14 protein-coding genes are annotated in these 20,741 nt (G+C 54.7%); 7 read left to right on the forward strand and 7 right to left on the reverse strand.

Features of this window, described 5'->3' with window-relative positions:
• Positions 1-22: 22 nt before the first annotated feature.
• Both bioB and HY788_17035 read right to left on the reverse strand, forming a co-directional pair.
• The gene (bioB, locus tag HY788_17030) at positions 23-1,033 is read right to left on the reverse strand and encodes a biotin synthase BioB (protein ID MBI4775848.1); all 1,011 of its coding nucleotides are present in this window, start codon (positions 1,031-1,033) and stop codon (positions 23-25) included.
• Positions 1,034-1,147: 114 nt separating this feature from the next.
• Positions 1,148-3,127: a PKD domain-containing protein gene (locus tag HY788_17035; GenBank protein MBI4775849.1), complete on the reverse strand. Its 1,980-nt coding sequence runs from the start codon at positions 3,125-3,127 to the stop codon at positions 1,148-1,150.
• 433 nt (positions 3,128-3,560) lie between these two features.
• On the opposite strand from HY788_17035, the gene HY788_17040 reads away from it, so the two are divergent.
• Positions 3,561-3,914 carry a flagellar biosynthesis protein FlgC gene (locus tag HY788_17040; GenBank protein MBI4775850.1) on the forward strand — a complete coding sequence of 118 codons (354 nt, stop codon included), beginning with the start codon at positions 3,561-3,563 and terminating at the stop codon, positions 3,912-3,914.
• A gap of 93 nt (positions 3,915-4,007) precedes the next feature.
• Here HY788_17040 and HY788_17045 read toward each other — a convergent pair whose 3' ends face one another.
• Positions 4,008-4,631 carry a hypothetical protein gene (locus HY788_17045; protein ID MBI4775851.1) on the reverse strand — a complete coding sequence of 208 codons (624 nt, stop codon included), beginning with the start codon at positions 4,629-4,631 and terminating at the stop codon, positions 4,008-4,010.
• Between the two features lie 271 nt (positions 4,632-4,902).
• Here HY788_17045 and HY788_17050 point away from each other — a divergent pair, with 271 nt between their 5' ends.
• The 3 genes from HY788_17050 to HY788_17060 all read left to right on the forward strand — a co-directional run bounded on the left by HY788_17050 (position 4,903) and on the right by HY788_17060 (position 9,339).
• Positions 4,903-5,949: a phosphoribosylformylglycinamidine cyclo-ligase gene (locus HY788_17050; protein ID MBI4775852.1), complete on the forward strand. Its 1,047-nt coding sequence runs from the start codon at positions 4,903-4,905 to the stop codon at positions 5,947-5,949.
• Entirely contained in the window at positions 5,946-6,356 is a 411-nt protein-coding gene (locus tag HY788_17055; protein MBI4775853.1) for a DUF523 domain-containing protein, read from the forward strand. The genes HY788_17050 and HY788_17055 overlap by 4 nt, the downstream gene beginning before the upstream one ends.
• Before the next feature lie 235 nt (positions 6,357-6,591).
• Positions 6,592-9,339 carry an insulinase family protein gene (locus HY788_17060; GenBank protein ID MBI4775854.1) on the forward strand — a complete coding sequence of 916 codons (2,748 nt, stop codon included), beginning with the start codon at positions 6,592-6,594 and terminating at the stop codon, positions 9,337-9,339.
• A 134-nt stretch (positions 9,340-9,473) separates the two neighbouring features.
• On the opposite strand, the gene HY788_17065 is transcribed toward HY788_17060, so the two are convergent.
• From HY788_17065 to lipA, 4 genes are all read right to left on the reverse strand, one after another.
• A complete protein-coding gene (locus HY788_17065; protein ID MBI4775855.1) occupies positions 9,474-10,634 on the reverse strand; it encodes a nucleotidyltransferase family protein in 1,161 nt (386 codons plus the stop codon).
• A gap of 100 nt (positions 10,635-10,734) precedes the next feature.
• Positions 10,735-13,692 carry a DUF748 domain-containing protein gene (locus HY788_17070; protein MBI4775856.1) on the reverse strand — a complete coding sequence of 986 codons (2,958 nt, stop codon included), beginning with the start codon at positions 13,690-13,692 and terminating at the stop codon, positions 10,735-10,737.
• Between the two features lie 28 nt (positions 13,693-13,720).
• Positions 13,721-14,431: a hypothetical protein gene (locus HY788_17075; GenBank protein MBI4775857.1), complete on the reverse strand. Its 711-nt coding sequence runs from the start codon at positions 14,429-14,431 to the stop codon at positions 13,721-13,723.
• A gap of 45 nt (positions 14,432-14,476) precedes the next feature.
• Positions 14,477-15,445 carry a lipoyl synthase gene (lipA, locus tag HY788_17080; GenBank protein ID MBI4775858.1) on the reverse strand — a complete coding sequence of 323 codons (969 nt, stop codon included), beginning with the start codon at positions 15,443-15,445 and terminating at the stop codon, positions 14,477-14,479.
• A gap of 312 nt (positions 15,446-15,757) precedes the next feature.
• Here lipA and HY788_17085 point away from each other — a divergent pair, with 312 nt between their 5' ends.
• From HY788_17085 to HY788_17095, 3 genes are read left to right on the forward strand one after another with little or no spacing between them, the layout of a single operon-like run.
• Positions 15,758-16,825 carry a hypothetical protein gene (locus HY788_17085; GenBank protein MBI4775859.1) on the forward strand — a complete coding sequence of 356 codons (1,068 nt, stop codon included), beginning with the start codon at positions 15,758-15,760 and terminating at the stop codon, positions 16,823-16,825.
• A 59-nt stretch (positions 16,826-16,884) separates the two neighbouring features.
• Positions 16,885-18,207, forward strand: coding sequence for an HD-GYP domain-containing protein (locus HY788_17090; protein MBI4775860.1), 1,323 nt, complete (start codon positions 16,885-16,887; stop codon positions 18,205-18,207).
• 53 nt (positions 18,208-18,260) lie between these two features.
• Complete coding sequence (locus tag HY788_17095; protein MBI4775861.1) at positions 18,261-20,720, forward strand: TIGR03960 family B12-binding radical SAM protein; 2,460 nt, start codon at positions 18,261-18,263, stop codon at positions 20,718-20,720.
• Positions 20,721-20,741: the final 21 nt, after the last annotated feature.

Raw genomic sequence — 20,741 nt, forward strand, 5'->3', positions numbered from 1 at the left:
GCATTGGGATTCCTTTCAAGGATCACTTCCCGTCTCGCTCCGGTTTTCTGAGATACAACCCCAAATCGAGAACATCCCGCACGTCATCCGCAGGCAATCGGCCTTCAGTGGTCAGGTAGTTACCAATCATCGTACCCGTGCACCCCGCCATAAACATGAGCGGCTGTAACCCCCTGAGTGCATTCTCGCGGCCTCCGCAAGTGCGGATTTCGGTTCCGGGCATCAGGAACCGATACACGGAAATCGTCTTGAGCACCTCCAACGGCGACAGAGGCGGTTCCTTTTCAAGCGGCGTTCCCGGGATCGCATTCAGAATATTGATGGGCACCGAGTGCACCCCGCAGTCTATCAGCGTGTATGCGAGTTCGAGTCGCTGCTCCCGAGTCTCTCCCAGACCGATGATACCGCCGCTGCATACTTCAAGCCCTTCCTCGCGGCAAATGCGAAGCACTTGGACACGTTCCTCGAACCCGTGGGTCGTGCAGATGTTTGGGAAGTGGCTTCTCGAAGTTTCCAGATTGTGATGGTACCGTGTCAGACCGGCCTGTTTGAGGGCCCTCACATCCTCACGATCCACCAGACCAAGAGACGCGCAACAATCGATGCCTTCCCCCCGCACGATCTCGTCAACCGTTTCGAGGATGGTGTCAAGATCCCGATCTTTGAGCACGCCCTTTCCGCTGGTTACGATGCTGAATCGGGTCGCGCCCTGGTCTCGGGCTTTGCGAGCCGCCTCCACCATCGAATCTGAGGACATCATGGGATAGACATTCACGCCGGTGCGATGATGCGCCGATTGGGCGCAAAAAGAACAGTTTTCCGAACACTTACCGGACTTGGCGTTGACAATGGCGCAGAACTCGATCACTTTTCCCAAAAACGTTTCCCGGATCCGATTGGCGCACGCCATAAGGTACTGAATGGCCGGAGGGTCTTGCATATCCAGCAGCGTTTTCGCCTCGGACGCGGTAATCGCGTTTCCGCCCAGAACAGTGTTCATTGCGCGTCGAATGTATTCAAAATCATCTTCCATGTTTTCTTGTCTTCCGCTCTCCCGAACGATCCTCTGAAATAAACAGCGGGGCCTCGCGCGACCCCGCATTGGGACGTTCATGCTCCCGGCAGGTTCGGCGAAACCGGGATGCTCCTACATGGAATCACCCGCCATACCCAAACGTGCCTGGTAGCCTTCATTCCATGATGAATCGGTCACTTCGGAATAGGACTTCGAACTTGGTGTGAAGTAAACGAGTTCCATACCCATCCACGTCGGAGTGACCGTACCGCTCCAGTTTGTCGGCACCATCATATAATACGTGCCGGTATCGTCCACTTTGGCGTAAGCATACTGGGAGTCTTCCTCGTTATAGAAAAAGATCCTCACCGCACTGTACGATCCTGAAAAACCCACAAACGTTATGTCGCCCGAGATCGCATGATAATTCGTCTGTCCCTCTGCAACGATGGTCACAAAATTCTGCTCGAATAGGGGTGCAGTGACGTTCACGTAGGCTATCTCGCTCGGACCGAACAGCGCGAATTCCTCCGAGGGTTGAATGGTCCCGGACCAGTCATACGGGACTTGCACAGTGTAGTAGCCCTCTGCGTCCGTGCTGATTGCGCCGATTCCGGTGACCGACAGCGACGTGTTCGGATGTCCTTCGTCAGACAGATAGCCGAATGTCATCCGCCCGGATATGGTAATAGCGGCCTCAAAATCCTGGCCCTCCTGATCATCCATCTGGTTACTGTAGCTATAAGTAGCCGGAGTAAAATTGTACCCCTGCAGCGATGCCGAGATGGTTCCGCTCCAGTCGTAGGGAACCTCGACGCTGTATTCGCCCGCGTCATCCGAGACGGCCGATCCGCCTCCGTTACTCGCGGTCACGGTTACGCCGCTCAGGCCCGATCCGTTCAGGCGGACGGTCCCCGATATAGCGAATTTGATCTCTTCCGCCTGGAAATTCAGTATTTTGTCGGAGGTCAGGTTGCTGAAAAATCCGGAAGCAGGTGTAAAAGCGTATCCGGTCAGCGAAGGAGTGACGGCGCCGCTCCAATTGTAGGGAACCGCGATGCTGTAGTTGCCGGCGGTGTCCGTTTCATCGGTGCCTCCACCGTCACTTGCCGATACCTCGACGCTGGGCAGCCCGGAGCCCTGAACAGTCACCTTCCCGGAAATGATTAGAGCCGCGGGGAGGTTCACCTGGATGTAGTCAAGGGCAATGCACGAGCTGGTCAATGTGCCGTTGCTCATAGTCACAACCACGTCATAGGTTCCGGGAGTAGTATACGTGTGCGAAGGGTGCTGTTCGTCACTCGTGGTGTTGTCTCCGAATTCCCAATGCCAGCTGGTCATGCCGATGGTGGAAAGATCCGTGAAGTGAACCTCCAGAGGGACCAGACCGGACGTAGGCGTGGCTTGAAAAGCCACGTCAAGGGCGCCCGGAGAGAAAGCTCTGCCGATCTGATAGCTAAAAGGGCCGGCCACGGCAGGGGAGGCCCCTGAAACCACAGGCTCTACACTCACCGTACCCGAGCCGGAGCCGGTAAACACCAGAGTCATCAGCTCGTCTCCGGCTCCCATGCTGGTTGCGCTGAACAAGAAGGTGGATATGTCCGCCTGGAAGGCCCGAAATACGACTCCGTCATACGTGTATATCACTATGGTGGAATTCGATTCGTAATCCTGAACGTACATACTGAAATCGCCCGCCGTGTTCTTCCAAATCCCCGAATGCATGGTTCGAACGGCGTCGAAGGCTTTTTCGATACTCAAATTGACGGGCTGCGAAGGGAGGGCGTTGTCCGTGATCTTGGCTGCGCCGTGGTTATCGGACACGAACATGATTTGGATGTTTCTGGATGGGTCGGTCTCAGAGTCGAGGGAATCCGCTTCAAAGGTGGCGCCCGACATGTCTCCGAGGAAGGCGTGGAATGTGGTCCCATCGGTGGTGTAGATCACCACGGTAGCGCCGCTGGAATAGTGTTGAATATAAAAACCGTACGTGGACGGCAGCCCTTCATCCTTCCAGATTCCCTGATACTGGGCGTGCGCAATCCCAACACAGAGAAGGGAAAGCACCGCCGCCAACATCCAGATCAGCTGAAAACGGCTTAACTTTTTCATGATATCTCCTTACCTGACTCTGGTCGGATGGCTAAGACGCTCATCCTCGTCCCGTCGCATTCGAAAAAGCGGTGATGCGCGAATCTGCCCTGGGGAGAAAACACGAAACAGCCCGGGCCGCCGCTACTCGGCCGCTGTCCCGGTAGGTCGGCGTGTCCCAGGAGGGCTTGTTATTCGTCGTCGGCACTGAACGGCCACTATTTTGCTGTTTCGACCATGGCGTGTCAAGATTTCATTGAGGATCGACGGCTGGACTGTCGGTGGTCGGATTGGGGCGGATTAGGTCTTGCGGCAAGTGCGTTGACACGGAAAATCCGAAAAAAGAAGGCTCCTATCAATTCCGGAGCTCAACTTTTCTTTGATTTTGTCGATGATATATGCAATGCTTGTCTTGCAGTGAATGACAACGAGCCCCCTATATAGGAGGAACACCGTGATCTCAGGCATCTCCAGCGCCTTGTCCGCCCTTACGGCGTTCACGAATCAGGCCCGGGTTATTGCCAACAACGTGGCGAACGTGAACACCGACGGGTTCAAGAAGTCACGGGCCGAGTTCAAATCCGATCCCGAGGGCGGAGTCTCCGTGTCGGTCAGAAAAATCGATACCCCTGGTGCGCTCATGGCTCAACAGACCGAAAACGGGTTGGAACTGAAAGAAAGTTCGAACGTAGATCTGGCTGAAGAATTCGTTCAGACGATCGTCAATGAACGGGCGTTTGAAGCCAACGTGAAGACGCTTCAAGCGGAAGACGAAAAGATGGGTCACCTGCTGGATGTGATTGGATAGACGAATTCAGCAAGAGCCGGCCGAAGAAACATCCCCTCTCCGGATGTCGTTTTTTTCCGGAGCACTCGGACGGAGAACCGTCGCTTTGGCTGATTACGCGACTACGTCCAGTTTTCGATCCCCAATGAACGTTTCCGGGCGAATCGTTCGGTAGGCCCTGTTCTGTTCGTACTCAACGCCCATGCTCCTTTGTAGAAGCAGTTCCTTCTCTTGCTCCCCCAGAACGCTCGCCACCAATACGCCCTGATCGGGATTGAAGCCCGGCCAGTAATCCTTGTTTCGGACGGGAAGAATGCGTTCTTCCAGCCGCTGCATACGGTTGGCGACTTCTTTTACAGTGCCGTATAGCCGATTTAGCCGTTCGATCAGATAAGCGATTCCGGGGTGATTCGAAGGCTGGTTCGTTGCCACGGGATCGACGGCCTGTCCGGCATAGCCGACTTCCAACGGTTCCGTATCAACAGTGGCTTGGGGGCTTTCACCATCCGAAGGGCGTTTCAAGAACCCCTTTAGTTTGGACTTGGACAAGGAGAACGAAAAGTCTCGATATCGCATGTCCACGGTCAATTTTTGGCCGGCGAACCGCCCGTCGTCACCCCCGCCTTCTTTGGCCTCCCTTTGGTCCCCCTGACGCCTGTCCGGATAGAAAAACGGCGAGAACAGGCTTCTAAACAGGCTCCCTAGCTGCACCTTCTTCCCCCCACCCTTCGCCTTCAAGGGGTCCGCCCCCTGTAGCACACTGCCGGCGGGGAGGCCAAGGATTTTTTCACAACAGCGCTGCAGTTTCTCGCAATTTCTGGCGAAAACACTCCGCACTTTTCAACCAGTCGCCCAACGCCCTTCAATCTGATTCGCGCTTCGAGCATACGACGCGTATTAGCTTTCGCTCAACCATTCAACCTAAAGAATCTTAAGGCGGCAGCGCTGTTGACAGCAATACAAAACGTGTTCATAATCAATCCATTCTTTTGGTGAGTCGGGGGCAAACATGAAAGCGGATCGATACAAAGAGGCCGGGGTGGATATCGACACTGGAAACCGGTTTGTCGAAATGATCAAACCCTTGGTTCGTCAGACATACCACTCGAGCGTAATAACCGACATCGGAAGCTTCTCCGGCCTGTACTCCTTACCCATTGAGGGCATGGCCAGGCCTGTTCTGGTCGGGTCCACCGACGGGGTGGGGACAAAGCTCAGAATCGCCCAGATGCTGAACCGTCACAAGACGATTGGCATAGACCTTGTTGCGATGTGCGTGAACGACATCATCGTCAACGGCGCGAAGCCTCTGTTTTTTCTGGACTATCTGGCTATGGGCAAGTTGGATCCTGATCTTGCCCTGGAAATTGTGGAAGGCATTGCAGAAGGCTGCAAGCAGGCTTCATGTGCTCTTATTGGCGGCGAAACAGCTGAAATGCCGGGCTTTTACAAAGAGGGCGAATATGAACTCGCCGGTTTTGTTGTGGGAATCGTGGATAACGATCGGATCATCGACGGGTCGGAAATCGGCGTCGGAGATAAACTGATAGGCATCGCCAGCAGCGGGCTGCACAGCAACGGCTATTCGCTGGTTCGAAAAATCGTGTTTGAAGAACTCGCGATGCAGCCCGATACGTACGTTGAGGAACTACAGACGACGATCGGCGAAGAACTTCTGAAGCCCACGAAGATCTACTGGGAGCTGATCCACAACTTGATACGTGATTTCAAACTGCTGGGCATCAGTCATATCACTGGAGGCGGCATCGTCGACAACCTTCCGCGTATCCTTCCCCGACCGTGTCAGGCGGTGGTTCACAGAGGAAGCTGGAATCCGCCCCCGATTTTCAAGTTTCTGCAGGAGAAGGGGAACATCCCCAACGATGAGATGGCCAGAACGTTCAACATCGGTCTGGGTCTCATTATCGTCGTGCAGCAGGAACAGGCGGAAGAGATAGCCGAACGAGCCAAAGCCATGGGAGAAACAGCCTACCTGATCGGTGAGATCGTCGAGCGGGCTGAAGGTGACGTGCCTATCCGATTCGCAAACTCATGATTCTCGTCAGTGCGTGTCTGTTGGGAGTCTCTTGCCGATACGATGGGAATTCCGCCGCGAGCCGTCGGCTCGTTCTTAGTCTTGCGGATCAATCCTGTCTGGCCGTCTGCCCCGAAGTGCTGGGGGGACTCTCCATACCCCGGTCGCCGGCCCGGATTTTCGGCGGTGATGGTATGCGAGTGCTCGACGGAGCCGCTTTCGTTCGAAGCGATAAAGACGTGGATGTGACCGCACAATTTGTGGATGGAGCAAAACGGACCTTGGACCTGGCGCTGAGGTTTCGGGTGACTGCCTGCTATCTCAAATCCCGAAGTCCTTCGTGCGGCTGTAAGTCGTATCCGGAGCGACCCGTGGGGGTCACGGCGGCGCTTTTGATGCATCGCGGATTTCCGGTAATGGAGATGTGACGCACTTCACCGTCGCGCAAGGCGATTCCACCAAGGCGCCGATGCTACCTGATGAAGAGCTCTAGACGGACCGCCTTGAGCATTTCAATCCATATCGATCCGCACCCGGCCCGCTTGGACAACTTCCTATAGCGTCGGCGCCGCCGTCTCCTTAAACCCGCCTTGCTTGACACTTAGTCCGGCCGGACTTAGGTTCGATTATTACCGATTTGTTGCATTTCAGATTGGAGAAGTCATGCGACGCTTTCCAGTGCTTTCAGTCTGCTGCATGCTGGTTGTCTTCCTGATATCCGGCGTGCTGTTTCAAGGTCACGCTTCGGGTCAGGAAGTGCGACCTTCCGACGCATACCGCGTCCCGAGCCTCACCATGCTGACTCCGGAGGAGCGCGGCGCCGTGGACAGGGTCATTCCGTCTTTGGAAAGAGACCTCTGGGTAACATTGAAGAACGGCCTAACGGTTATCCTTCGCGAAGTACCCGGTGCTCCGGCGGTGTCCAACCAGGTGTGGATTAAAACGGGTTCCATTTTCGAAGGGAAAGATCTCTCCGCCGGGATGACTCACTACCTTGAACACATCGTTTCCGGCGGCGCCACAGAGCGACGTACGGAGGAGCAGAACAAGGAACTCCTGAGAAAACTGGGAGGGGCGACCAACGCGTACACCTCGTTCGACCGTACGGTTTATTTCATCGACACCACACCGGATAAAGTCAAAGAGGCGCTGGACCTTTTGCTTTCCTACGCAACGGAGTGCGTGCTGGACCTCAAAGAAGTGGAACGCGAGAAGAAAGTCATTGAGCGCGAAATCCTGATGAACCAGAACAACCCCGATAGGGAGCTGTGGAAGCTGTTTTCCGAAACGGCCTATCTTGATAATCCGGTCCGGTATCCCATCATTGGCTATCTATCGAGGTTCCTTCAGGTGCAACAAAAGGACCTCGAGGCCTATTACAAAGACCGCTATGTCCTTTCCAATATGATTGTGTCCGTCGCGGGAGGCGTGGATCCCCGACAGGCGCTTAAGGCCGTGATTTCTCTCACCAAGGATACTCCCATCTCGATCCCTAAACCAGTGTACATCCCTGAAGAGCCCCCCCAGACTGCCCCGAGACGGGCCGAAATCCGGTCTGCGATCGCTCGCGTTGCGCGCATCGAGGCAGGATTCCGTACTGTGCGTTTAACCGACCCGGACCTGTACGCCTTGGATGTGTTGGCGATGGTTATGGGAGACGGTAGAACTTCGAGATTGCACCAAGCCCTGAAAGAGCAGGACCAGTTCGTACTGTCCGTGTCCAGCTCGAGCTGGACTCCATGGTTTGTGAACGGCGTTTTCTCCGTGTCCATGGAGCTGTCGCCGGAAAATGTGGACGCAGCCCTTGACCGTATGTGGGCTGAAATTGGGAAAATGCAGAAGGAGGGTCCTCTTCCCGATGAATTGGAGCGGGCCAAACGAAAAGTCCAGGCGCAGTACGTTTACAACCAGCAGTCGCCCTCCGGCATGGCGCGTGAACTGGCATCTTCGGTCTATTCCAGCGGGGACGCCTATTTCAATCGTTTCTACACGGATCGTATTCAGGAGGTTACGGCCGAACAGGTGCAAGCAGCCGCCCGGAGCTACCTCAGGCCGAACCGGATTACAGTGGCGGTCATGCGGCCGGAAATCCAGGCGAAAGCCGACAACGAGCCCGGTGAAGTCTCAAAAGCCCTTTCTCCCGTACAAATGCACACGTTGGACAACGGGCTGAGAGTTCTTCTCCAAAACGATGAGACTCTGCCCATGGTGGCGATTCGCCTGTACGGAGATGGAGGAACCCGCTACGACCCCCCTGAAGAGCCTGGGCTGTGCCACTTTATGGCAAGAATGCTGACTCGGGGCGCCGGGGACCTGACCGCAAACGACATCGATCGGCGAGTGGAGGACATGGGTGCGGAGTTGGCTTCGGGTTCCGGACGCAACACCTACTATCTGCGAGGAGACGCCCTGAAAGCCGACTTCGAACGGATGATGGAACTCATGGCTACGGTGCTGACGGGACCCACTTTTCCAGAGGAAGAAATCTCGAAACTCAGGCAGGACACTCTGTTGGCCATCCATCGTATGGACGAGAATTGGGTACAGGAGGTGGACCGGATCTTCCGGCGGAGTCAGTTCGATAAGGACCACCTGAAAAACGATATCCTTGGCGATACGACATCGGTTTCCGCCCTTACGCGACCGGAACTCGTCCGTTTCCATAAGGAGCTCATCCAACCGAATCACATGGTGCTGGCCGTTTTCGGAGATGTCAAGACCGACGAAGTCATTCCAGTGATTGAGAAAACGTTTGGAAAACTCAAAGCCGCAGAGCTTCCATCCGTAGAGGAGTATCCTCGAGAATTCCAGATTAAACAGGATGAGGTCATAAGCAGGAAGGATGAAAAAACCGCCAGCGGCATCATGGTGGTTTACCAGGGAATTCCCCTTCTGGACCCACGAAGACCCTTTATGGACGTAATCGACGTCATGGAATCGGGCAGGCGCTATCCGGGAGGTTGGTTGTTCGACTCGCTTCGGGGCGGCGACAAGAGTCTCGTTTATGTTGTATCCGGATACCCGGTATACCATTTTCAGGGTGGCTTCTATGAGATCCTCGCTCAATCGGCTCCTAAGGACTCGGAGGAAGTGATAGGGGTAATCAGAACCCAGATGGCGAAGCTTGCGGCCGGCGGTTTTTCCGAGGAAGAACTCGAGCAGGCCAAAGACCTCTGTATAACCGCGCACAAGATCTCGCTGGATACGCTGTCCAGTCGTGCGGATTCGGCTGCTCTGGATGAACTCGTCGGACTGGGCTACAACTATTCCCAAGAATATCCCGCTCTGATCCGCAGCGTCACGCGCGAGTCGGTGATCGATCTGTCAAAGTTGTTATTCGGAGCGGCGGTCGTGGTGAAGACGGAGCCCGCCGGACAAACCGGTGACGTTGCTTACTCGACCGGCCGTTGATAGCAACGTGGCCCGACTCGAAAGAAACGGCCCTGCGAACTCCTCGGGAAGAAACGGTAGCCATGGCCTTATCGTTTCTACGGAAGGCATTTCCTGTCCCGCCTTGGAGAGGCCCAAAGCGGGCCAAAAGGGGATCAGTGATGGGAAGAAGACCATAGCTCACATTCGCGAATAAACCGAATGGGGCGGATCATAAAGTAGAAAACGGAAAGCGCCGGCGGCAACCGTCTGTAGGTTACGTCCGTGGGTGTGGGGCCAAGCATGGAAAGCAGCAGACGACATTTCCGATGCGCGCCGGACGTGAGGCGGAAGTAGAACCATTTGCTCTTCAATCTCCACGAAAGGTTCTCCGTGTCCGAGAACATTTGCCCGCGTACCCACGAGGCCAAAGACGGTACGATGGGGTCGGTTCGAGCGGCACGATGAACGGTCTCGGGGATTTCCACGCCCGTCAGTTCTGAGGCAAGAAACAAACTCAGAAGAAGTATGCGCCGCTGACTGATTGTTTTCACACGAGAGAGCGTCCGGAACAGGTCCCTCTCCTTGTAACGCTCTACCCATCTTCCAATGTCACATACCCAACGAAGGCTTCTCCAATGGTGTCGCACTCCATGCACGGAGAGGGCCAGCAGCAAGTCCTCCGGGGAAATCATCGGAACCGGCTTCCCTGCGAGAAGCGTCGTTTCTTTGCGCTCCCAGAATCGGTCCATATCTATGCCGAAAAAGTACCAGGTCCGGGCCAAAGCCCAGTGGATCTCGATTGGTATGCCTTGCCGATCCACGAATGTGAGGTGGAACTCGTGTGGTGGAAGCCTGTCTTGGTCGAACTCGAGATGATACCCTGAGGAGAGAAGAACTTGCTTGGATTCATCGAGATCCCGCCGACGCACCAATAAGTCCAAATCACCGAAAGATCGGAGTGCCGGGTTTTCGTAGAGAATTCGCGCCAACGCAGGTCCTTTGAACGGTATGGCTTCAATACCTCTCGACGATAGGAGATCCAGAATCCCGATGAGTTTTTGTGTGCACCAAACACTCCGCCACGCACTGAACCGATAGCTGCCCCGCATTCGGGATAAAACGTCGTTGGGAATGTTCCTGGGGCGGAGACGGCGGATCTTCGAGTAGAGGAGCGGCGTCATTCCGTGGGAATCCGACATACGAACGAGATAGGCCCAGTCCAAACGCTGCCGCAACAGGTGTTCAATGGTCCGCTCGCCCTCCTCGTCCGATCCCAGTTTGGCGCACCAGAGTAGCAGCTCCTGTTCAGGCCCGCCTCCAACGATTCGTTCCATGGGTTCCCCGTGTCTGTCGCTCTTTGACCAGCCATGCCGGAACAGGCCTGCAACGGTTTGTTCCGCATTCTCCGGAAAAGAGATCCAACGAAGTTGGGCTCTACTTCAGCGTCAGTACCGCCCGGCTTTTTCTCTCTTCCGCGTTCGCTTTTTTGACGGTCTCGGGCTCGGAAGTAAAAATGCGCGCAGGATCAATTCTTTCGTCGCTCAAAAGGCGGTCTCTCACCCGATAAGCGCGGGCCCGGGCCAATTGAAGCAGCTCCTGGTCCGTAATTTCGATGTGTGTGGATAGCAGCTTCTCCATCTCCGGCGCCGGGAGCGCTTTAATGTTTCCGAGTGTGTCTCTCGGCTTGGAAAAGTCGGCGGATTCGTAGGCTTTTCTCAGATAGGTTTCGTATTCTTCAGGCTTGATTTTTGTTTCGGCCCGAGGAGATGACGGTCGCCCTGTTTGCCCGAAGCTTTTTTCCTTTTCGGCGCGGAGAAGGTTGTCAAAACGGATTTGTCTGACTGCTTCCCGTTCGTCTTCAGGAGCCACGTCACCCTGGATGTCGAGCGTAACCTTAGGGTGCTCATACAGGGCTTTGGCCAACGTATTCAATTGGTCGACCGCCGCGGCATCGAGGGTGGAGAGGCCGGGCTGGAAGTCGATAAAGGCCCGATCGCCTGTTCCTTCCAAGGCGGCGCCGATGGCGGCGAACGGTGAAGTGATAATTTTGGTGAACAGGTTCCCGATGACTTTCAGTATGACCTGGCCGAAATTGAATTGAGGGTCCCCCAAATCTCCGCTTACGGGGAAATCCAGCTGTATGTTCCCTTCGCGGTCCTTCAACAGAGCAATGGCGAATTCGATCGGTAGAGTCGTCGCTTCCGGGCCGGCCACCTCGTCGCCCATGATAAGCTGATTCAGAAAGACCTGGTTCGATCCAAAAACCGTTTTCTCCGATACTTGGTAAGCCAGATTCAAAGAGAGCTTGCCCTTCCTGATGGCTCGGCCCAGGTATCTTTCGGAATATGGGTTGAAGGGCGCAAGTTCAATGTTGTTAAACAGAACATTCAGATTCGCCACCTGCTCTTTTCCCCATGGGTTCACCGTCCCTTTGATCTCGAGCGGCGCCTGGTTCTCCAGCTTGCCTTCCAGAAGCACATCGGAAGGCTGTTGGGCTTTGGAAGACAGTTCGGAAATCCTCCCTCCCAAATCACGCATATTGGCCTCGAAGTTCGGTTTGACGTGCCGGTCCGAGAATAGGATGTTCCCTCCCTGGAGTGTAATCGTTCCAAGGCTTATGGGCAGTTGAGATTCTTTTTCTGAAACGGAATCTTCTTCCTCGACTTCCACCGGCTCAGACTCTTGCTCGCCGGATTTCCCTCCAAAAACGTCCAGTATATTCAGCCTGCCTTCGGGACTGATGATCACACGTGCGTAGAGGCCGGTCAAGGCGACTTTCCCGACTGAAACCTTTGCCGGCCGTTCCTTGAAATCGATGTCGGAAGTATACAGACTCTCCCAACTCAAAAGCTCCTGCGTGTTGGATAGATCGACCGTTTTCAAATCTACGAGAGAGGCTTCGCCTTTGAATTGAAACGAGGGCTCGATTCCTTCCGCCGGAACGAGTGCGATACGCCCGTCTACCTCCAAGTGACCGTCAATGATCCCAAGCCGGACGTTGTCTTCGATGTAGTTTCCGAAGGAACGAATACCGACGTCCTCCATGTTCAGCCGCAGGTCCGCTGCCGGAGGGCTGATTCCCGCGTTTCCCTCGAGGGTCACCGAACCGCGTTCGTTCACGCGAAAACGCAACAGAACGGAACCGGTCTCCCCACGTCTCGTGGTCATGTTCTTGGCATCGAGCACAATCTCATCCATTTTCATGTCCACCGGGTTGGTGGGGCGAAGGTCGGAAACGACCAGTCTGCCGTCCGCCAGCTGCAAATCGTCCATTACCACATCAAATTGGGCAGGCTCACGAGCCTCGTTTCGGTCAACCGTACGGTCGTCCTTTTGGGGCAGTATATCGAGCAGGTTGATCTCTCCGTTTTTCGAGCGTTGAATCCAGACCTCCGGCGCCTTGAGAGAAAGGCTTTTTACATGAATTCGGCCCGCCAGGGGATCCGAGGGAGCCAGAGCCAAATCCAACTGGGGAAGGTCAAGCAGGCTGGTTCCCCCTTGATCCGCCACGTCCACATCAGAGAGACCCATATGACCGGTCAGCGACCATTCCGGATTCTTTCCGGGCGCCCAAGTCAGCACGGACTCGGTGTCGGCATCGACATAACACGAGCGAACCCGGATGTTCACCGGCAACTCGAAGTACGCAAGATATCGGGGCAGATCGAGCCCCATCAGGTTCAGCGAAAGCGTCGCCGTACGTTCCGGGGCAAAGGGCAAACATTCCGCCGAAAACAACACCGGTGCGCCGTCAAGCCCGGCCGTCACCGTTACCGGAACCTTCTCCCGAATATCCTCCTGCAGGCTGGACAGGAAGGGAACGGACACGAAAAGATCGTTCAGCGCATGTTTGGACTCTGTCACCCGGTCCAGAACGTCCACGCTTCCGCTTTCCACCTTCAGATTTCTTACGGAGAATCGAGGTATTCCGGTTTGCTTCTGCTGCGATTGAATTCTCTCCCGGCCGATAAGATCGGAGAAATTGTACGCCCCTTGGCCGGTTCTCAAGAGGCGCGCGTGAGGCGCCGAAAGCCTAAGTTCCTGCATGATCGGAGCGCGTTTAACCGCCGACAGCAGATCCAGGTTGATGAACAATTCTTCGAAGCCGAAAAAAGGTTCGCCGTCCTTGTCTTGGACGCTCAGGCTTTCTACGGTCATGGAGAAGGAAAAGGGGTTCACTTTGACTCTCTCGATGTTAACCGGTCTGTCGAGGGCTGTTTCAAGCCGACTGTCCAATAGGCTTTTTATGAGGAAGGGAGCGCCAAAAAAACCAAGAAGCGTATACAAAAGCACACATCCGATCAGAACGATCAGGACGGTTCTGAGTCGCGGACTGCGCCATAACTCGCCGGTAAAAGTCCGGCGTCTCTTGTTCCTATCCGGATTTCGCATAGGACCATGACCTCCTGCTCAGCGCCCCCTATTCAGGCTGGACGGCTTGCAGATAACGGTTCGCTTCCAGCCGCGCAAACGTCACGGCTCCGACGCAGGGGGAAACGAGTTTCTTGGTGAACTCCGTCCCAATGACATTGTACAGCTCTAGACAGCAAGAGCAAAGATGCGTGCTCGGTGCTATGGAATATGGGACAATCTCTCCCCCCTCTTCAAGATACAACCTTGGGGCCATGAAATTTGCGTGATTTGCCGAATGAATCAGGAACAACCGCTCGAACGGCTCGTGCACGCCCACTTTGCCGAGCCAATGCAACCATCGTCTTCGTTCCCCTTCGCTGACCTCGGACCATTCCTTCGGCACGGCCGAACGATACGCCTCTGAAGATACGAGTTGATCGAGTTCATCGGCCGCAGGCGTTCCAGGTAGTTTGAAACGGGATGGTTGGATCCGCGTGTTCAGGCGGTATCCGAACTCGCTCAAATCGAAATTGCTGACCACCAGGTACAGGCCGGCCCGTTCGGATTTGCGGTACCAGGAGCCTTGGCGTCCGCACAAATCGTTCCACGTCTCCGGCTTTACCACCGATAGTTTGTTCAGGATGTCGAGGGGAGTGCACACCACGCTTTTGGCCGTTTTGATTCTGACTTTTCTTTCGGAAAAGACCTCGGAAAGCCGCTCCACCTCAGAAGCGGTAAGCCAATAGGTGAACTTTTCATAGGAACGTGGACTTTTCATCGTGTCTTGTTGCCCTTTAAACAAACGGTCCTTTCCGCCCGCGTATCAAGACTGTACAGGACTCGGTTCCGTTTTTGGAGGTATCCTTGATCGAAGCGAACGCTCCCGCAGAATCTGACGAGTATTTTCCAGGAGATTACGGGATCGATAAGAACTTCGTACGAACGGTCCGGAAGCCGCGGTGGGTATTCCGATGTCACGAGCCACCTCGGCGTACCGCTCGAATTGTTCGGGCGGTATGTATTCGACGACAGGAATGTGCGAAGCAGAGGGTGATAAATACTGCCCGATGGTTACGATGTCACATCCCGCCTCTCGCAAGTCGAGCAACAGCGACGTCACCTCGCTTTCGGTTTCCCCCAAACCCACCATGAAGCCCGATTTCACGACTGCGTCGGACGTTTCACCCACGCGCCGCAAAAGTTCGACGGACCGACCATATACTGCTTGGGGCCGTGCTGTTGGATAGATTCTCGGAACGGTTTCCACATTATGGTTCAAGACCTGGGGTTGAGCATCCAGCACGGTTTCAAGTGCGGTCCTGTCTCCCTGAAGATCCGGAATCAGCACTTCGATGGATACCCCCGGACATTGTCCACGTATGGCGCCCACGGTGGCGGCGAAGTGCCCGGCCCCCCCGTCCGGAAGGTCGTCTCTTGTAACGGAGGTTATGACCACATACGCGAGTCCCAGGCGCCTGACCGCTTCCGCTACCCGTAGGGGTTCCGTGGGATCCGGTTCCAACGCGCTTCCGAACTGCACCGCACAGAAACCGCAGTTGCGTGTGCATCGGTCCCCCAAAATCATGAAAGTGGCCGTACCCTCCGAGAAGCACTCGAAATGATTGGGACATCGGGCCTCCTGGCAGACCGTATGCAGAGACAGCATTCGGAGAGACTTCAGAACTTCGCCGTATGAACCGTTTACAGTCATCCGCTTCTTAAGCCACGGCGGTTTTCTTTGCCGGCATGGTCTCTTTCCGGTGTTCGGGTGCTCTTCTTGTAATTTATCCATATTGGATACAATAGGTATAATCCTCCGAGGATCAAGACCAACTTGCCGTCCATCTATCATAAGTCGGTTTGACAGGATGTTTCATCCCCATGGCTGATCTGTATTGCATGTTGACCGCCGTGGCCCTTGGTCGTATATTAGCAAAGCTCGGAACAGATCATATGTTGAATTCAAGTGATTCGGCACGGTTTTGGAGGTTCGAAGCTCTAAGGTGCGTTATGCTTTCGTCTCAGGAAGGTTGAACAAAAAGATCGGGCCTTCGTCGAAGGTTTTTGCGTTTCTTTTCAAAATGATGCACCATCGAGCGGTGTAATGAAACAAGATCAGATCGGCGACCTGACGTTGCAGGTGCAGAGAAATTGCGACATCTCCGACGCGCAATATGCGGGCGCCCTCTCCCTTTGTTCATTTCTCCTGCTGGTTCGGAATTTCTATAAATGGGAACAGGGACACCCACCGTGGCAAGAAGAGGATTCCCAGGTTGTCATGGGTTGGATTGATGAGCGGGAAACTCTGTGGGAGAGCGTGGTCGAAGCTTCGTACCAGGATCTCGTACTATCCGGAGAACACATGGATCCCTTCGACCTGGAACGGGTCAATGATGCAATGAAACCCCACGGGCTCTTGTATGGAGCCGGGTACGCGTACGGTCTGAAACCCACGTTTTTTCTCGGTCGGATGGAACGAAGGGAAAGACTTGATGGACTGAACCTTTGTTTCGTCGGAAGAGAGTTGGCCCGCGACATGATCGGTTCCCCGGCCCTTCGACAGGGCTCGAACATCTATATTCGGAGACAGTGCGCCGGATTCTATCTTTGGGACAAGACCTTCGAACGGCTCGCCGCCAAAAAGCCGGCCATCATGTATGCTCTGCGCCGGCAGGGCATAGTCGATTTGGACGGTCTGAGGCGGAATCTGGATGCCTTGGTGGAAGTTCATCTGGGAATCATGTTGCATCACGAGATCGGAGAATCCAGGCTGGATGAATTTGATGCGACGTTCAAGGAAATCCTGACGGCCTTTCCCATGTCGCCCATAGAAAAGTTCGTTCGGTCTTTGAGAGACGTGATGGCGGATACGCATCCGGACGGAACGGTGGCTTACATCGTTCGTCAAAAGGACGAAACCGCACTGGCTCTATACGCGGCTTTCATTGACGGCTTCCCCCGTGTGCTTTATCCTGAAATCGTCTCAGGATTCTGCGAATTCTCGGATTCCGGCGACTGGACCCGGATCGAGCAGGATCGCCAACGCGCGTACGATCGTCTGCGCCAAAAAGCCAAGGAACTGGTTGACTTTTACAACCTTATTCCGGAAAAAGGATTGGAAGCTGTCGGCGAAGAGATCCGTAAAACATTAGTCGATCCACTCCTGACGTAAGCTTGAAAAGAACGTGTTCTCTTTCCAAATAGCCACATGAGGGCGTGACGAACGGATTCATGAGTCTCGTAGAAATACCCATCGACCAAGTCCGCTTGGGCATGTTCATCCGGCTGGAAATGAGCTGGTTTAAGCATCCATTTTTGCGGAGTTCATTCATGCTCACTCATCCCAAGGAAGTCGAAGTACTCCTTGGGCTGGGACTTCACTCGGTAAAGTACGATCCCAAGAAAAGCGTGAATCAGGAAACGGCGGTTGCCGGAGAGGAGAAGACCCTCGCGGCAAAGCCCGTTCCGGAATCGCCGAATCTACCGTCCCCGGACGTCGACGGATCTTCGGACGCCCCCGACATATATCTGCAGTTTATCACGGAGCGAAAGCAACGTCGGATCCACTTTCTCAACACGCGCCGGAAAAACCTGGTAAAGCAGGAACAGGAATACAAGCTCGCGCTGAATCAGGTGGCCGGGGTGATGAAGGACATTGAAGCCGGCAACGAAAAAGGCATGGAAGCGGCCGACAAGCTCATGGACCATGTGGTGGACGTCATGCTGCAGGATACTGAAACCATCGTGCACCTGATGAATCTGAGCGAAAAGGACAACGTGACGTACTTTCATTCCCTGAACGTATCCATTTTGAGCCTCATCGTTGGAAGAAAGCTTGGGCTGTCCAAGTCGGAATTGCACGAATTGGGTTTGGGAGGGGTCTTGCACGACATCGGAAAGCTAAAGATACCCAAGCGGGTGTGGCTCAAAAAGACGCCCCTCACCAAGGCTGAAGAGCAATTTCTGCATCTCCACCCGCAATACGGGGTTTCGCTGATCTCGAGCTTTGCGAACGCCACCAAGGAGGTATTGGATGTAGTGTTCCAACACCACGAACGATGCAATGGAAAGGGATATCCACAAGGACTGGAAGACGAACAGATTTCGTACTTCGCTAAGATCGCGGCTATTGCCGACGTCTACGATAATCTGACCAACAGAGGACTCGAGGATCGCTTCTTTACCCCCCATGAGTCGCTTTCATTCATTTACACCCGATACAAAGACGAGCTGTCAAGAGAAGTGACGTTGACTTTTATAAAGTGTTTAGGGGTATACCCTCCCGGCACGGTAGTCGAACTCTCCGACGGCAGTCTGGGCATGGTGATCACCACGGATCAGGCCAAATCCATGCATCCCACACTGATCATCTACGATGAAAGCTTTTCCAGAGCGGAACCATTGATCGTCAGCCTTGCCGAAGAAGACAATCTTCGCATTGTATCCAGTCTCCGCCCCGATCAAATCTCGGCTGACGCGATGGAATATCTCCAACCGGGCAGGATGGTGGGCTTTTTCGTCGGCTCTCTTACCACTCCCCTGAAAACCCCATAGGCGTAATCAAAACATATAGGAACTCCTGGCATTTTATGTTGGATCAGTGTCTTTTGAATCGTGTGCACCTCCCCGGTCGCTATCTTGGAAACGAAGTCAACGCAATACGCAAAGACTGGGATAGTGCGAAAGTCAGGTTTGCTCTGGCGTTTCCGGACCTTTATGAGGTCGGTATGTCCCATATAGGACTATCGATCCTTTACTTTATCTTGAATCATCGGCCGGACACGTTGGCCGAAAGGGTATTCGCTCCCGCACCGGACCTCGAGACCCTGCTGCGGGAAGAGAAGCGGCCCTTGACATCCCTGGAATCGGATACTCCACTCAACCGCTTCGATATCGTCGGATTCAGTCTTCAGACGGAACTCGATTTCACGAACGTGCTCAGCATGTTGGACCTTGCAGGCATACCCTTGTGGGCGGGACAAAGGAATGAACGGCATCCGTTGGTTATTGCCGGGGGGCCCTGCGCGGCAAACCCCGAACCCATGTCGGCGTTTTTCGATGCGTTCCTGATCGGCGAGGGTGAAGAGGCCGTCGAACGGATTGCCGATACCGTTGTAGAATGGAAACAGGCCCATGGTTCAAAAAACGAATTGCTGTCCGCTCTGACCCGCATCGAGGGAATGTATGTGCCGGCGTTTTTCGAACCCATCCACGACCGCAACGGCAAACTGTCGGCCATAGAGCCCCAGCTTCCCGGATATGAGTTCGTCCAAAAAGCTCTGGTGACAGACCTTGAAAACTCACCCTACCCGGTATGCCCTGTGTTGCCTGGCATCAGAACCGTACATGATCGCCTCAACGTCGAAATCGCCCGCGGTTGTTCCCGAGGTTGTCGCTTTTGCCAGGCCAGCGTGCTCTACCGTCCGGTAAGGGAACGCTCCCCGCAGCGTGTTCGGGAACTGATTCTCGAAGGCTTGGCCTCCACGGGCTACGAAGACCTCTCCCTGCTTTCGCTGAGCACGGGAGACTATTCGTGCATCGATTCGCTGCTGTCCCACCTCATGGAAGAGCTGCTGCCGCACAGGACGTCCGTGTCTCTGCCTTCCCTCCGGGTAGGAACCATTTCAGAAGACCTCATGAAACAAATCAAACGGGTGCGTAAGACCGGATTCACATTCGCTCCTGAAGCAGCAACGGAGCGACTCCGTGGGGTCATCAACAAGGATATCTCGGAAAACAATCTATTGGAGTCCGCGGGGCATGCTTTTCGTCTCGGTTGGAACTTGATCAAACTCTATTTTATGATCGGGCTTCCGACAGAAACCCCGGAAGACGTAAAGGCCATCCCGGAACTGGCTGTTCGAGTATTGAATCAATCCAAAGCTTCCAACCACCGGACGGTCAATGTGAGTTACGCCCTGTTCGTACCCAAACCTCAGACTCCGTTTCAGTGGTGCGCTCAGGACTCTTTGGAGAAGGCCGGCGAAAAGATGGAATTCCTGAGAAACGCCTGCAGCCGCGGAGGCCTGCAACCCAAGTGGAACAGCACGACCATGAGTATCGTTGAAGGAGCTCTGGCCCGCGGAGGACGGGAGACGGCGCATTGGATATACGAGGCGTACCGTCAGGGATGCCGGCTTGACGCCTGGACCGAGCACTTCAGCTTTCAGCGTTGGGAGGAAGCACTCCGAAAGGCCGGAGCGCCCGCGTGGGAGGAGATTCAGAGATCCAGATCCCTGAAGGAGCCTCTGCCCTGGGATCATATTCGTTTCGGTGTGGAACGCTCGTTTCTCGAGTCGGAATATGCACGGGCCTTCGAGGGCGCCATCACCGGAGACTGCCGCGTCACATGCCACAACTGCGGGGCGTGCGATCACAAACTCGTGCGGCATGCCCTGACCGATTGTGAAATGTCCTCGGAGCATCAAACAAGAATCGAACATCAGGAGACCGTGGGCGAAAGGTACAGAATCACTTTCAAGAAAACGGGTTCGGCGCGTCTTTTGGGGCATCTTGACATGTCGGCCGCCTTCAGGCGTTCTCTCCGACGCGCGGAATTGCCCCTCAAATACTCCGAGGGGTTTCATCCCCAACCGAAAATAGTCTTTCACGACGCTCTTCCGTTGGGGATGGAGAGCTGGGAAGAGGGAGTCGACATCATCCTTTCGGAACCGATGTCGCCGGATCGCATAATGGAACGGGCCAACGCTCAATTGCCGGAAGAATTGAAAGTTCTGGACGTGAAGAAGGTTAAGGGCAAACCGATACCCGCTCAGGGGGCGGAATACCGCATAACCGGTCCGGAAGGGACGTTCCCCAAAGGGAAAATGGATGCCTTCAACGACGCTCCGTCCTTTGTCTTCCTGCATAAAGGCAAACGAAAAACACGTTCCATTGACCTCAAACACATTGTTGCGATAGAAGCTGAAGGAAGCTGCGCCATACGGATGAGGCTGCTTCAGGCGGGTGATGTTAAGTTGAAGCCGACGGGAGTTGCGAAGGAGATCTTCGGGTTCCCGGAGTCCGACGAGATCTCGATTTCCGTCGCAAAACTTCGAACCCTATAGCATACGCGGAATATTGCTGCC

The sequence above is a fragment of the Deltaproteobacteria bacterium genome, from assembly GCA_016208165.1.
Taxonomy (GTDB): Bacteria; Desulfobacterota; Desulfarculia; order JACQYL01; family JACQYL01; genus JACQYL01.

What these genes read in the sequence shown, in the direction of transcription:
- HY788_17075 (MBI4775857.1), bottom strand. Translation starts at nt 14,431, where the DNA reads ATGAAAAGTCCACGTTCCTATGAAAAGTTCACCTATTGGCTTACCGCT.
- HY788_17035 (MBI4775849.1), bottom strand. Translation starts at nt 3,127, where the DNA reads ATGAAAAAGTTAAGCCGTTTTCAGCTGATCTGGATGTTGGCGGCGGTG.
- HY788_17070 (MBI4775856.1), bottom strand. Translation starts at nt 13,692, where the DNA reads ATGCGAAATCCGGATAGGAACAAGAGACGCCGGACTTTTACCGGCGAG.
- HY788_17065 (MBI4775855.1), bottom strand. Translation starts at nt 10,634, where the DNA reads ATGGAACGAATCGTTGGAGGCGGGCCTGAACAGGAGCTGCTACTCTGG.
- bioB (MBI4775848.1), bottom strand. Translation starts at nt 1,033, where the DNA reads ATGGAAGATGATTTTGAATACATTCGACGCGCAATGAACACTGTTCTG.
- lipA (MBI4775858.1), bottom strand. Translation starts at nt 15,445, where the DNA reads ATGGATAAATTACAAGAAGAGCACCCGAACACCGGAAAGAGACCATGC.
- HY788_17050 (MBI4775852.1), top strand. Translation starts at nt 4,903, where the DNA reads ATGAAAGCGGATCGATACAAAGAGGCCGGGGTGGATATCGACACTGGA.
- HY788_17055 (MBI4775853.1), top strand. Translation starts at nt 5,946, where the DNA reads ATGATTCTCGTCAGTGCGTGTCTGTTGGGAGTCTCTTGCCGATACGAT.
- HY788_17085 (MBI4775859.1), top strand. Translation starts at nt 15,758, where the DNA reads ATGAAACAAGATCAGATCGGCGACCTGACGTTGCAGGTGCAGAGAAAT.
- HY788_17060 (MBI4775854.1), top strand. Translation starts at nt 6,592, where the DNA reads ATGCGACGCTTTCCAGTGCTTTCAGTCTGCTGCATGCTGGTTGTCTTC.
- HY788_17090 (MBI4775860.1), top strand. Translation starts at nt 16,885, where the DNA reads ATGAGTCTCGTAGAAATACCCATCGACCAAGTCCGCTTGGGCATGTTC.